The organism is Neogemmobacter tilapiae, assembly GCF_014652215.1.
Taxonomy (GTDB): domain Bacteria; phylum Pseudomonadota; class Alphaproteobacteria; order Rhodobacterales; family Rhodobacteraceae; genus Neogemmobacter; species Neogemmobacter tilapiae.
The window spans coordinates 80,314-94,157 of sequence record NZ_BMYJ01000014.1; the positions used below are offsets into that span (position 1 = coordinate 80,314).

The 13,844-nt window shown below is 61.7% G+C and carries 11 protein-coding genes and 1 tRNA gene; 1 reads left to right on the top strand and 11 read right to left on the bottom strand.

Translation table 11 applies throughout. The features are described 5' to 3' along the window. Positions 1-23: 23 nt before the first annotated feature. From IE095_RS17410 to IE095_RS17460, 11 genes are all read right to left on the bottom strand, one after another. Positions 24-1,007 (bottom strand): hypothetical protein, encoded by a 984-nt coding sequence (locus tag IE095_RS17410; RefSeq protein ID WP_189413411.1) that lies wholly within the window; start codon positions 1,005-1,007, stop codon positions 24-26. 98 nt (positions 1,008-1,105) lie between these two features. After that, positions 1,106-1,510 (bottom strand): hypothetical protein, encoded by a 405-nt coding sequence (locus IE095_RS17415; protein ID WP_189413412.1) that lies wholly within the window; start codon positions 1,508-1,510, stop codon positions 1,106-1,108. A gap of 309 nt (positions 1,511-1,819) precedes the next feature. Further along, positions 1,820-3,715 (bottom strand): dynamin family protein, encoded by a 1,896-nt coding sequence (locus IE095_RS17420; protein WP_189413413.1) that lies wholly within the window; start codon positions 3,713-3,715, stop codon positions 1,820-1,822. Positions 3,716-3,746: 31 nt separating this feature from the next. Then, the gene (locus IE095_RS17425; protein ID WP_189413414.1) at positions 3,747-5,792 is read right to left on the bottom strand and encodes a dynamin family protein; all 2,046 of its coding nucleotides are present in this window, start codon (positions 5,790-5,792) and stop codon (positions 3,747-3,749) included. Positions 5,793-6,592: 800 nt separating this feature from the next. Beyond that, the gene (locus IE095_RS17430) at positions 6,593-7,531 is read right to left on the bottom strand and encodes an AEC family transporter (RefSeq protein ID WP_189413415.1); all 939 of its coding nucleotides are present in this window, start codon (positions 7,529-7,531) and stop codon (positions 6,593-6,595) included. Next, the gene (locus IE095_RS17435) at positions 7,528-8,313 is read right to left on the bottom strand and encodes an MBL fold metallo-hydrolase (protein WP_189413416.1); all 786 of its coding nucleotides are present in this window, start codon (positions 8,311-8,313) and stop codon (positions 7,528-7,530) included. The genes IE095_RS17430 and IE095_RS17435 overlap by 4 nt, the downstream gene beginning before the upstream one ends. After that, a complete protein-coding gene (locus IE095_RS17440) occupies positions 8,310-9,095 on the bottom strand; it encodes a TatD family hydrolase (protein WP_189413417.1) in 786 nt (261 codons plus the stop codon). Before IE095_RS17440 ends, IE095_RS17435 begins: the two co-directional genes overlap by 4 nt. A 4-nt stretch (positions 9,096-9,099) precedes the next feature. Continuing rightward, on the bottom strand, positions 9,100-10,230 hold the full coding sequence (locus tag IE095_RS17445) for a DNA polymerase III subunit delta' (protein ID WP_189413419.1): 1,131 nt from the start codon (positions 10,228-10,230) through the stop codon (positions 9,100-9,102). 165 nt (positions 10,231-10,395) lie between these two features. Then, entirely contained in the window at positions 10,396-11,022 is a 627-nt protein-coding gene (tmk, locus tag IE095_RS17450; protein ID WP_189413441.1) for a dTMP kinase, read from the bottom strand. Position 11,023: 1 nt separating this feature from the next. Beyond that, entirely contained in the window at positions 11,024-12,175 is a 1,152-nt protein-coding gene (locus IE095_RS17455) for a D-alanyl-D-alanine carboxypeptidase family protein (RefSeq protein WP_189413421.1), read from the bottom strand. A 10-nt stretch (positions 12,176-12,185) separates the two neighbouring features. After that, positions 12,186-13,286 (bottom strand): SPOR domain-containing protein, encoded by a 1,101-nt coding sequence (locus IE095_RS17460; RefSeq protein ID WP_189413423.1) that lies wholly within the window; start codon positions 13,284-13,286, stop codon positions 12,186-12,188. 226 nt (positions 13,287-13,512) lie between these two features. On the opposite strand from IE095_RS17460, the gene IE095_RS17465 reads away from it, so the two are divergent. Further along, positions 13,513-13,602, top strand: a tRNA-Ser gene (locus IE095_RS17465). The last annotated feature ends 242 nt before the right edge of the window (positions 13,603-13,844 follow it).

Here is a 13,844-nt window from a genome sequence, read left to right on the forward strand (position 1 = left end):
CAACTCCAAGGCGACGTCGCCCGTCAGCCTGGCCCATTCGGTCGCAACACCTTGTTCGCAAGTTGGAAGACGCGCGAAAGGTCGGTATTGGAAAACACGGCCATTCCGACACCATAGGCGTCGACGAAATAGGCCAGCGACTGGTTCTGAATCCCCCCCGCGCGCATCACGATCAATTGCGTCGGCGACAGGATCTCTTTGGTCAGTCCGCGCCACCGCATCATGTCGGTCACAATCTGCGCGGCTTGGTTCAGAATGGCGTTGTCGTCCAGACTGCCGCTGACGGATTCCACATTGCCACCCGCATTCAGGATGGCACAGAAATCAACTTGCGGGCCCACTTGATCAAAAAACGCCTGCAAAAGTGCTTCACCGGTCGCGGGTTGCGCCGAAGGCGGCTTGACCGGAGCGACGGGCTTCTGCGCCGCCGCTTCGGATTTTGCCTTGATCAGCGCCTTCATCGCTGCCGTCGGATCCAGCTTTTTCGCGGCATCGCCAGCTGGGGCAGGGGCCGCAGCCTTGGCCGCGGGTGGCGGCGGGACCCAAAGTTGCGCTGCCGTCGCGCGGGCAAACTCTTCCAACTTGTCGGGCATGAACCCAATCGCGCCCGCCGCGTAATAAGTGTCTGGCGGGGCTGACAGCACCGTCAAAGCCCCATTTCGCGCTGCAAAAGCACCGATCAGCTCACCAATGCCCTTGTTTTGCTGCGCAAGTGTCTTGTCATCCCGTGTTGCGAAAACCTCGGGCCCACCCTTCACCAGCGATGCGGGCTCAACCTTCACCACTTTCAGCAGACGCCGCCCCCCGGCGTGAACAACCAACTCCGAATCGTTCCCCACCCGAAACGTCAAGCGCCGTGGCAGCATGGTTTCGTTGATCTCGGCACAGATCGACGCGGCCCGTTCCATCGCCCGATCTTCGTCGATATCGCGCAGGCCCCCCGCGGCGAAAACTTCGCCGTCACGGCTGCGCTGAAGAACTTCGATCAGGGTATCGGCAAGCGGCATGATTGGTTCTTTGTTCCTGACGGATTATTCTGTCCGTTTCACATAGGCTTGGACTGACGCAGGGGCAAGTCAGAGCCCCAGCGTCTTGGTAAGTTTCCTCAGACGGCGGCGGTGACAGAATCCAGTCCCATCCGCGCTTTGGTCAAGACCATGCCTGGATTCGCGCTGCGGCGGCAGACAAAACAAACGACGTGGCCCGGATATTTCTTGGTCCGCATGAAAACGTGCAGGAAATGTTCCGAGAACACGAGGATCTCCTGAAAATAGTGCTGGTCGTCTTTTTCTTGCCCGCGGATTTTTTTGAACAGCATCTCGATTTGCGTGACGCTTTGGCCTTGGAACAGGTCGGCTGTCGCCGCAGCGAGGGTGTCCAACACCTCTTGCGGATGCGAATCAACGGTTTGAACGCCCAGCAACATGCCGGTGTCCATATCGACATAGCCCGAAGCCAGGCATTCCGGCACCGTCGACATCGTTGCTTGCAGCGCTTGATCCAGCGACATCTGTCTTCCTTTCGTTCGTGTTTTCTGGCCACCCCTTCGGGAACTGGCCGAAACACTCATGTTAACCCAACCCTGACCTAAGCCGGAAAAGCGACATAATTTGGGTCATTCCGTGGGAATGTTTCGCGACTGGCCTGACTTTAGTCAAGTTTTGCCAAATTTATCAAGTATTGTCGCCAATCTGTTGCCAGCCGTCCGCGGCCCTCGCCGTATTGCAGCAACTTTGGTTGCAGGGCGCACCGCGCTTGACCTTTGAATGACAATGGCCCCGAGATTTGCTTTCGGGGCCACCCAAAGATTCTTGACCGATCAGGCCCGCCGCTGCCGTGTCAGGCGCGCTTGGCGACGTTGGGCACGCAAGGCACGCAGACTATTGCCCGTCTCGGCACTGTCTTCGGTCCGGTCATCGTCGCTGTTCAGCTTGAACCCCGCCGCATCCAATTGCTCGACGAAATCACCCATCGCCGCCAGCAGATCCTGGACCGTCTGAACCGGCCGATCCGCAAGGACAGACCGCCAAAGCCCCGCGGCCGTGACAGGGCCATCGTCCTGATCCTCGGCCTCGTCGTCATCGCTTTCTTCCGCCTCGACCACCACGTCTGGCGCAGCAAAGCGCGCCATCACGGCACTGATCGTCTCCTCGGCGCTGGTTTCAACCGAAGGTTCCTCTGCCATGTCCGGTTCCGCGGGCACGGGGTCAAGAGAATCAAGGTTGGCAACGTCGAAATCGGCGTCATCCCATTCCATTTCGACGACTTCGGGCGCTTCGGCAAAAACAGCGGTCGGCATCGCCGCCGCCAGTTCCTCTGGCGCAAACTCTTCGGCGTCCGTCTCCTCGCCCAGTTCCTCGAAAGTGACGACTTCCTCGAAAGCAGTTACGGTCGTCGCCATAACCTCTGGTTCCACCGCAACGAACGGGGCCTCTTCCACCTCCACGTCGTCTTCGACCTGATCCGCCGTCAAATCCGCCAGATCAAGACCGTATTCTTCGGTCAACTCCAACAGTTCCGCATCGACCATCACGGCCGCATCAGGTGCCGTTTGCGCCGCTCCGGGCATCTCGACCGTTTCAACCTCAAGCGCGGCCTCGGACCAGTCCGCACTTGCGGCATCTTCGCCAAACTCTGAATCGACATCGACAAAGTCGGCCTCCAGATCAGCATCCGGCTCATGGTCCACCAGATCCGCCGACGGTGTTTCCGCCCGCAGAAAGGCACCGCGCAGCGATCGGTCCGCCGCCAGATCCGCGACAACAGGACGCTCTGTCGCCGACGGCGCGTCATTCGTCGCCACCACGCGCGGGCGCAAAGGCACCACATCTGCCCCGCCCCCCATAGGCGCCGCAATTTCTGCCGTCTGACGCACCACTGGCGCAGCTGGCGCATCACCGGGCCGAATCCGGCGCGGCGCAACACGCGGCTGTTCATTCGGGTCCAACCGGAACCGACGGATCGCCAGCACCCGATCTTCATTGATCGCCGCAATTGCACCCGCCAGGTTTTCCACAAAGGCCTCGGCACCCGAAGCGGCCCACATATCCGCGTCGCCTTCACCTTCCAGCGCCCGCAACGCATTCACCAACGAGATGAACAGCCGCGCCCCGAACAGACTGTCGGTTTCCCGCCGTAACCGGTTGTCGATTTTCATCCGGTCGATTTCATTTGTGATCTTGTCGGCCCGCGTCACCAACAGAATTGAATGCCGCCGCAAACGTTCTGGCAGCGATTCCCAGGCCCCCCGTTCGCTTTCCCGCCAAGCCTGCCCCGCATGCGTGCACCACAGCGCTGCACTGGCATAGCCCAGCGTCTTGAACCACATCGTCATCGGAATGTTCGGGTCGGAAATACCGGGCGTATCCAGCAGATCGCACGACTCCAGCACCTCGGATTCCACATAGATCCGGATATAGCGCGTGTCTTTCAGCGGGATTCCCGCCAGATTGTTCAGATCAATCGGATGTTTCACGTTGTTCCGGTCGACCCGATAAGGCGCTTCATTCCCGTGCCGCAACCAGACCGGCGGCAGTTTCGTCGCCGTGATCTGCGTCGGCAGAATCGCCTGACCGATCAGCATGTTCAGCAGCGTCGATTTCCCCGCGCTGAATTCGCCCATGATCGCAATGACCGGCTTGCGGTCATTCCACGCTTGCAGGCGTGCCATCTTATCCGCCGAAACGGTTTTCGTCGGTCTCGGTGCCGTCATCATCTTCGGTCTCCGTCCTGTCTCGCCCGAAGGCTCAGGCTGCCACGCGGTCCAACGCGGTCAGCACATCCCCCAATGCCTCTTCGGTGGCGTGGCTGGAAACCTGGAAGTTATGCATCTCGCTGGCCGCTGGCCCGTCTTCCGTCAGACGCATCAACGCTTCGCGCTGTTCGTTCAGGAATTCGACCATGGTCGACGAGATGGACCCGAACATATCGGCGATCTGCGTCTTTTCCAGTTCGTCGATGATCGCCGCCACTTCGGCTTCGATCAGGCCCGCATAATCGGCAGCGATCGCTTCGATCCCCCGACGTTTCCCCCACCATTTCTTCCACCAGCTGCTGGCCAGATCCAGCGCGATGGTCTTGCCCACAACCACCGGCGGCGGCACTTGGGCCATCGGCGGCGGCGTGATCTTCAGTCCCGGCAATTCCTCGCCCAGGGCGCGCGTATAGAGGTCCAAAATGGCATTGGTCGATTTGTCATAGACCCCTGCCACCTCTTTCTTGGTTTGCGCCGCAAACTGGAAATAGGCCGAACGCAGCAGCACCCGCAGCCCCGTTGCATCATAGTTCCAGCTGTCTTGCTCACCATTGCGCTCCAGATGCGCAATCAGCGCATCCGTCGCCCGCCGCAGGAAACTGCCCTGCAACTTGTCCAACCGCTGCCGCAGATCAACCCGCAACCGTTCGGTCGCCCCGTCCAGCTCGGACATGCTGCCTTGCGCCAGTTTCTCGACCTCGGCCCGCATTTCCGCAGGCGACATCTTCACCTCGCCCGTGACTGCAAAGGCCTGACGCGCATTGCGTTCGGCGGCAACTTCCGCCGTCAGGTTGGCCACGCGCGAACGGATGTTTTCCAGCAACCGCTTGCCTGAACCTTCCAGAATGCGCTTGTTGATCGCCCGTTGCAGATCGGGCACGCCCGACAGCATCCACAGGAAAGCGTTCGGATCTTCCGGCGCGATATGGTTGTTCGCTTCGGCCCAGTCGAACAGGGCCGCCTGGCTTTCTTCCGACAGTTCATTCAGGCTGCCAGTCAGCGCCGTTTCCGCCCATTTTGCCGAACCAAAGACGATTTCGGCATCATAGGGTGCATTCTTGGAACGCAGCGTTTCCATGATGCTTTCGCGGATTTCCGGGATCTGCATCGAAGGGTTCGGCAGTTCGTCGATCCGGTTCACATACAGAATGATCTGCCGCTTTTCAAAGTTCGAGATCAGACGCACCAGCGCCATATCGGTCGTGTTCAGCGCTTGGTGCGCCGAAAGCACCACAAGACAAATTTCCGAACCACGCAAGCTGCGGATGGTGATCTGCTCGCGCACCATGAAGGTGTCGTTCACGCCGGGCGTGTCGCGCAGGCAGATACTGCCCGGATATTCCGGCATGTCGATGAAAATCTCGGCCGATTTGGTGATATCGGCGAAACGGCCCTGCTTGTTGTCCAAGGGCATGCCGTTTTCGTCGGTTTCCCCCATGCAGACATAGCGTTCAATCAGCGCATTGTCGTAATAGCCGTATTTGTGGGACTTGCCCAAAAGCAGCTCAAAGCTGGCCCCCAGACGCGCCTTGGATTGGTCACGCATCTTGACGATCTGCGCCTGAATGCGTTCCACCTCATCGCCCGTTCCGGCCCGTTCGGCCAGTTCACCAAGGCGGCCGCCGGTCTGCACCAGACGGTTCCATTCATCATGATCGAAAAAGCTGAATTCTGACTTCGTGCCCCGCGGCGCGGTGCGCGAATTCAGGTGCAACCCGGTGACCACCGTGGTCCAAGGGTTGACGTCCGACGGCAGCAGTCCCGGCGATCCGACCAGCACGTTGGTTAGGGCCGTCTTGCCCGCCTTGACCTGCCCGACCAACGTGACGTTCGGTTCAAACATGTCCAGTTGACGCATCAGAATGCCGGCCCGTTTCGAATAACGGGCATCGTCGCTTTCAGACAACCGGCGCAGGGCTGTCCTTGCTTCGGTAAAGGCATCGGTCAGCGGCCGCAGATCCTCATGGCCCATGGCCATCAGATGTGCGTTGGCGGGGCGTTGCACGCTGTTGCCGGTGTTCTCTGTTGCGTCTTTCATATCTCAGCTCTGTTCCTTGACCGGCCCCAGGCAGAGGCAGGTGAAAAACCGATCGGGCCACACTGGGCGATACGGCAAGGATCAATGGCGGCGGCAGCCGAATTCCCCAAATTTCCTGGCAGCTCTAACCCAGCGTCACACAAACTTTCACTCACAACTCCGGCCCGGACGCGGCATTCCCCAATGCCACACCAGCCTTACGATTAGTAGTCCCCCAAGAATGCGGCGCAATCGTGGCCCGACTTGGGAACCGTTTCCGAAAACACGGGCAATTGACCCGAATGCCCGATTCTATTCAGATACTTGCATGGGAATTCATTTTTTTCAACACGTTAGGTTTGCCCGCTTGCCTGCGACAAGCGTGCTGTTGCGGTGACTCCGGGGGGTGAAGATCTGCTCAAGATGCAGTGCATTTGCCGCTTTGGCCACGATTTGGGCCACTTCCGAACAAAGCCACCGATTCCCGCGAACCTGATTCCCGATTCGGGCCGCCAGAAACCCCTGACCGGCCAAAGGCAGGATTCGCCATTTATTGACTTATTGCCAAGGGATAGCGGCGGAAGTGAAAGTTCCTGGCCCGCGACCCCGGCCCGCAGCTGACAATCCCGCAAAACCCATCGCGCAAGGTGCCCAGCCCGCTGTCAACCCGGACAAGGCAGGAACATCCCGCCACATTCCTGTCCCACCCAGCGCTGCAATCCGCCCCACAGCGCAAATAGGAAGGCTCCGCTCGGCCACAAACCAATTGCGGCAGGTCCAAAGGCCACGACCAAACTGTTCGCCCAGACGCGACAATATGCTCAACCCAAAAGCTGCAACCAGAACCAAACCGTTCCAATCGACAGCGCCGTGGCAATCAGCACCGCGCTGGCATTCACCCTTTTCGCCACGCCATAGACATGCGCGAACAGATAGGCATTCACGCCCGGCGCCATGCTGGCGGTCAAAACCCCCGACCGCATCGCCGCCTGATCCAGCGCAAAGACGAAATGCCCCAAGCCATAGGTGATCGCCGGATGCAGGATCAGTGACAGCCCGCAGATCATCGCAATCGCCCGCCCATCCCCCTCGGGCTTATAGCGCACCAGAACGCCGCCCAACCCGAACAGCGCCACCGGAATGGCCGAACGCGTGATCATCTCCAGCGCCGAATTGGCGGCCTCGGGGATAGGCAGGCCCGACAGGTTCACTACAAAGCCCAGCGTGATCCCGATCACCAGTGGCTGGTTAAAGATCGCCCGCCCCACCTGCCGCCCCAAAGCGCCCGCCGAAAGCCCAAGCCCCCGGCTCCGCGCCAGCTCCATCAGGGTGATCCCCGTGCCATACATGAACGGCGAATGCAGCGAGATGATCGCATAATTCCCCGCCAGCGCCGCCGTGCCATAGGCCCGTTCCGTGATCGCCAGCCCCAGCAGCAGCGAGTTGGAAAACAGGCAGGCAAAGCCGATGGCCACACTGTCCGTCAAGGGCCGCTTCAGCCCATAGTAAGCCCCCGCAATCCCCAGACCAAAGCAGGTCAAGGCCCCCGCATAAAAGCTGAACATCAGCCCCCAGTCATAGGCATCCGACAGATCCAGCGTCGCAATCGACTTGAACAGCAGACAGGGCACCGCGAAATTCTGCGCAAACCGCATCAACCCATCGACCGCAGTTTCCGAAAACAACCCCGCCCGCGTCGCCGCATAACCAAAGCCGATCACCAGAAAAACCGGGATGATGACTTCCAGCAGCGCATTCATTCGATGGTCATTCCGTCAAAAGCAGGCACAACGCCGGGCGGCAATTCGGCGGCCAGCACGGCATAATCCAGATCAATATGCATATTGGTGATCACCGCCCGCTTCGGTTTCGCCCGCGCAATCCACTCCAGCGTCAGCGCCAGATGGGCATGGGTCGGGTGCGGCTTGCGCCGCAGCGCATCGACGATCAGGCAATCCAGATCCCCCAGATGCTCCCACGCCGTCTCGGGCAGGGCCAGCACATCGGGAATATAGGCCAAGCCACCGATCCTCAGACCCAAGGCCTCTGACGGGCCGTGGTTCACCGCAAAGGGCACAAAGGGCACATCCCCCCCCGCGCCGGGCACCGCAAACCCCCCCGCAATCGGGTTCATCGCCAGAATGGAAGGATAGGGCGAACCAGACGGCTGCACGAAAGCATAGGCAAACCGCTCCATCAGGGCCATTTCGGTCGGCCCATCCGCCCAGACCGGCAGGCGCTGCCCGGTGTTGAAAACGATCTGCCGCAGATCGTCCAAGCCATGCACATGGTCGGCATGGGCATGGGTATAGACCACCCCATCCAGATGCCCCACACCCGCTCCCAGCAACTGTTCCCGCATATCGGGCGAGGTATCGACCAGAACCCGCGTCACCCCCTGCGGCCCCGCCTGTTCCACCAACAGCGAACAGCGGCGGCGTCGGTTTTTCGGATTGGTCGGGTCACATTCCCCCCATTCCCCACCGATCCGCGGCACACCGCCCGACGAACCACAGCCCAGAATGGTGAAACGCCGCGTCATCTTGCCGCCTTCGTGAACAGCCGGTCGAAATTCGCACAGGTCTGCGCCGCAAATTCCGCCTCGCTCATCCCGAAAACAGCCGCCCCGGCCTTGGCCGTGAACGCCGTATAGGCCGGTTCATTCCGCTTGCCGCGATAGGGCGGCGGGGCCAGATAGGGGCTGTCTGTTTCCAAAAGGATCCGGTCCACCGGGGCCGCCGCGAAAATATCGCGCAATTCCTGCGATTTCGGAAAGGCCGTGATCCCTGACATCGATAGATAAAACCCCATATCCAGCGCCGCCCGCGCCAGTTCTGCCCCCGAAGAAAAGCAGTGCATCACGCAAGCATAGGGTTTCGCCTGAAACCCTTCGCGCAGGATCGTTGCCATATCCTCATCCGCCGCCCGTGCATGGATGATCAGCGGCAGCCCGGTTTCCTGCGCCGCTTGAATATGCACCCGCAGGCTCGTCTTCTGAATTTCGGCGCTTTCGGCGGTATAGTGATAGTCCAGCCCCGTCTCGCCAATGCCCACAAATTTCGGATGCGCCGCATAGGCCACCAATTGATCCACTGTCACCAAGGGCTGTTCGGCGGCACTCATCGGGTGGATGCCTGCGGCGTAGAACACGCCCTCATAACCCTCGGCAATCGTCCGCACCTTCGGCTCTTGATGCAGCCGCGTGCAAATCGTCACCATCCGCGTCACACCGGCGGCGCGGGCGCGCGCGATGATGTCGGGCAATTCGCCGTCAAAATCGGGAAAGTCCAGATGACAATGGCTGTCAACAAGTTCGGGGGGCATTGGCTTACCTTTGGGCCAGTCTGCCCGCCGTCGCTTCGATTGCCAGCACCATATCCATAAGAAGCGCGGCAGGGTCAAGGTTCACCGCCTTGCCCTGACGCGCCCGGTTGCCCAGGTTCTGCGCCAGTTCCGCCCATTGCTGTGCAGCCCAGGCGTCAGGGGCCAGACGCGCCAGAACCGCTGCCTCACCCCGCGCCGCCTCGGGCGGGGTCTGGCCGGTCGCCCCAGCGCGGGCCACGCGGGCCAGAAACAAGTCAATCAGGGTCAACGTCAGATCAAACAGATCGGCATTCGCCTTGCCCACCATCTGATCCGCCAGCCGGATCATCGCCCCACGGTGCAGCCGGGGCAGGGCGCTGAACAGATCGACCAGCCGGGCGTAAAGCTCCAACCCCTCCTGCGCCGTCAGCCGAAAGGCCGCGCCCACCGACCCGCCCGCCAGTTCCGCCAAGGCTGTCACCTGATCCGGTGCCGTCTCCGCGCCTGCTTGCGCAAGGGCTGCGGCAAGGTCATCCGGCGGCATCGCCGACAGGCGCAGCGTGCGGCAACGCGAACGGATCGTGGGCAAAAGGCGATGCGGCTGATGGCTGATCAGAAAGAAGGTCACCTTTTCCGGCGGTTCCTCCAGCAATTTCAGCAGCGCGTTGGCCGAGGCCGTGTTCATCTCATCGACAGAATCGATGATCGCCACCCGGCGGCCCCCATCCGCCGCGGACATGGCGAAGAAGGATTTCATCTTGCGGACTTCTTCCACCGAAATCACCTGCGACAAACCCGATCCTGTGGCGTTTGGCCCGCGTTTCAAATGGAACAACCGCCCCTCGGACCCCGCCAAAATCCGCCGCGCGACCGGATGGTCGGGGGGGATATCCAGCGTTGTGGGGGCAGGGGCCGCAAACATGCCGCCATCCTCGTCCGGTGTTGCCAGCAGAAAAAGCGCCAACCGCCAGGCAAGCGTCGCCTTCCCAAGCCCCTGCGGCCCCGTCAGCAGCCAGCCGTGGTGCAAACGGCCGGAATTGTAGGATTGCAGGAATTCGGCCTGTTCGGCGGTGTGGCCATACAGCGTATGGGTTTCGCGCGGATGCGGCGCACCGTCCAATTGGGTCGGATCGGGAAGCGGCTCCTCAGCGGCCATTGTCGCGCCCTTTGGGACCGTGGCCGCCCTCCCTACCGCTCTCGCTTCCGGGCAGAGGGGATCGCACCCAATTGAGCTCGTCAAGGCTGATCAAACGCGTGGCGCAGTCCCCTCCCCCCCCGTGGGGGAGGGATAGGGAGGGGGGGCAAACACGGTGAACTAAGGTCAAACCCCGGCCCCCCGCACCACAGCCAGCACATCCGCCGCCACAGCTTCCGCCGAACGCCCCCCGTCAATCACCCGGAAACGCCCCGCAAATTCCTGCGCCAAGGCCAGAAAACCGCTGCGCATCCGCCGCTGCAAATCCAGCCCCATGCCCTCAAACCGCAATTCCTTGCCCGCCCGCGCATTGGCCCGGCCCAGACCCACCTCTGGGTCAATGTCGATCAACAGCGTCAGATCCGGCTCCACCCCGATCATCGCCGCGTGCAGATCATCCACCGCCCCCCGCAGATCGCCCCGGCTTAGCCCCTGATACATCCGCGTGCTGTCCGCAAAACGGTCGGTGATCACCACCGCCCCCCGTGCCAGCGCTGGCCGGATCGTCTTTTCCAAATGGTCCCGCCGTGCCGCCGTAAACAGCAGCAACTCCGTTTCCGCCGACCAGCGATCCGGGTCCCCCTCCAGCACCAACCGCCGAATTTCCTCGGCCCCGGCACTCCCGCCCGGTTCCCGCGTCAGCACCACATCCCGGCCCATCGCCCGCAGGCTATCGGCCAGCACCTGCGCCTGTGTGCTTTTCCCCGACCCGTCAATGCCTTCAAAGCTTAGAAACAGCCCAGCCGCCACCATGTTACGAGGCGGCATCCGCAGGCCAGTACCGCGCCTGCAGCACCTTGGCCGCCGTCATCAACCGCGTCATGAACCCGCCCTTGCCTACGTCATGCGCTGCCACCAAAGGCACCCGCGCATCCGGCAGGTCGGGGATATGCAGCACCAACTCCGCCAAGGGCTGCCCCTTCGCAATCGGGGCCGCCAAGGGCCCTTGATAAACCACCTCGGCCGTCACCTGCCCCTGCACCGCTGCGGGCACCAAACGCACCAGATCCTCTGCCGGAACCAGACCCACCGTCGCCGCATCGCCCATAAAGACATCCGCCATAGCCACCTGCTGATCCGCCTTCGCCAGCGTCTTCAGCGAAAACTGCCGAAAGGCCCAGTTCGCCACCCGCTCCGCCTCTTCCGCCCGCGCCGCCTCACTTGGCAAGCCCGCCATCGCAAAGATGATCCGCCGATCCCCCTGCTTCACCGAACCCACCAGCCCATAGCCCGCTTCCGACGTATGCCCCGTCTTCAACCCATCCGCCCCGATCCCCAGCTTCAACAGCGGGTTCCGGTTGAACCGATTGTCCGGCGCCCGGTCTTTGTAATTGAACTCCGTCTGCGCAAAGATCGGATAATACTCCGGGAATTCCTCGATCAGCCGCAGCGCAATGATCCCCAGATCCCGCATGCTCATCCGCTGCGCCGGGTCCGGCCAACCGCTCGCATTCGCGAAATTCGACTGATCCATCCCCAAGGCATGCGCCCGTTCCGTCATCTGCCGCGCAAAGGCCTCTTCCGTCCCCGCCAGACCCTCGGCCACCACCACGCAGGCATCGTTCCCCGAATTGATGATCATCCCATGGATCAGATCGCTGACGGTCGGCCGATCCTGTTCATTCAGGAACATCGTCGAGCCGCCCATCGCCTTGGCCTTCGACGACACCCCAAAGGTCGTGTCCATCGTCACCCGGCCATCCTTCAACGCCTCGAACAGCATGTTGATCGTCATCAGCTTCGACATCGACGCCGGCGGTACCGGGGTTTCCCCGTTTTTGTCCATCAACACGGTATGCGTCGTCACATCATAAACCCAGATTGCCGTCGCCTGGCTTTCAAAGGCCTGCACCGGCAGGCCCAGCAAAAGGCCCACCGCCACGATCATCCCACGCAGATACCGCATCGTTCTTTCCTTACTTCGTCACATAGGCATCGGCATAGCCAAGAGACTTCACCTTGGCCAGAAGGTCCGCGCTGGCGCCCGCCCCCGATGCCGTCACTGTGAAGATCGTCTTGTCCGCCTTTTTCGACGATGTGATCGCCGCCGTCAGACCCGCGCCTTGCAATTTCGCCGCCGCAGCCTTGGCATTCGCCTCAACCCCGAACGCCCCGATCATGATCCTGACCGAACCGCTGGCCGCAGGCGCAGGGGCCGCCGCCTGCCCCCCCGCCGGGGCCGCTTTCGCCCCGTCCAGCGGCGTTGTCGCCACCGTGGCCGCCTTGGCCGGGGTCTTTGCCGCCGCCGCCGGATCAATCGCCGAAAGCGGTGCCCCCGGATCTTCGGCCTTCGGTTGCTTTTTCGCGCCGCCGCCGAACAGCCCGCCGAACAGGCCCTTCTTCTGCTTTACAGGTGCCGCCGCAGCAGGTGCTTCGGTCGCCGCCGTCGCTTTGCCGTCCTTGCCCACGGCCGCGACCGCCGCCGCCCCAATCGCCGCTGCGTCCTTGCCCGGCGTGGCCGCCCCGGCGGGCGCCGCGCCTTCACCCGCTTTGGCCGTTGCGCCCTTACCTGTCCCGGGCTTTTCGGCACCCTCTGCTGCCACATCCACGGGGGCAGGGCTGGCTTCTTGTACCACGATCTCTTCCCGCCGCAGCGCCACGACCTTCAAGGTCACCGGCTGTCCCGCCAGCATCCCCAGCGCCGTCGCCGCATCTGACGACAACTGCAACCTAGGGCCGGGGTTCTCTCGCTCTCGCTTGAAAAGCGCCGCGGTGATCGATTTGCCACTTTCCGTATTCGTGATCAAAACCCGTTCCGGGCCCGCCGCATCGGGCGACGCGATCCAGGCACCGCCCAGCGAAGGCCGCCCGTCCCACAACCCCTTTTCATTGGCTGAAAACACGTCTGGCGCTTCGACATCCTTATTGCCGGGGCGCGTGATCCGCTGCGTTTCGCCAGTGGCCGCAACCCCCGGCTTGGCCGCCCCTGCCGCGCCACCTTTTGTATCTTGACATCCCGCCAGCGCCGCAACCGATACGGTCGCCCCCAGCAGAATCCACAAAGAATTCCGTCTCATAACTGCCTTAACCCCCATCGCGCGCGTTCTTTTGCCGCGCTTGCCCCGGTCCCCTGTCGAAAACAGGAGGATGCCCCGCACGCCTGAAGCGAAGCACCGCTAAGCGGTATCATAACGATTGCAGGGGACTCTGGGAAGCCCAAGGCCGTGCCACGGGAATTTTCCCGCCGAGCCCACACTTTCGCCCCTTTCAGAATCGAGACCCAAGCGATAGGTCCACACGACCGGAAGTGTGGCCGAGTGGTTTAAGGCTCTAGTCTTGAAAACTAGCGTGGGGGGAACTCCACCGTGGGTTCGAATCCCACCGCTTCCGCCACTTACCCTCGCGAAAGCGTTCTCCCGATCCGGCTGCGGCCGGATTTTTCCGTTGTTTTCGAGGGTTATGCGGAGAGGCTGTTAACCGGTCCGTATGCCGCGAGGGACGAAAGCGGTCTCTAAGGGCCGATATTCTCCGGAGCTGATGACTGCGCCGCTCTGGTGAATTTATCAGAAGCCATTGATGTTGATTTCCACTGAGAAGTGACCCGGGTTTTCCATCGAGATTTGACCCACCTCTGA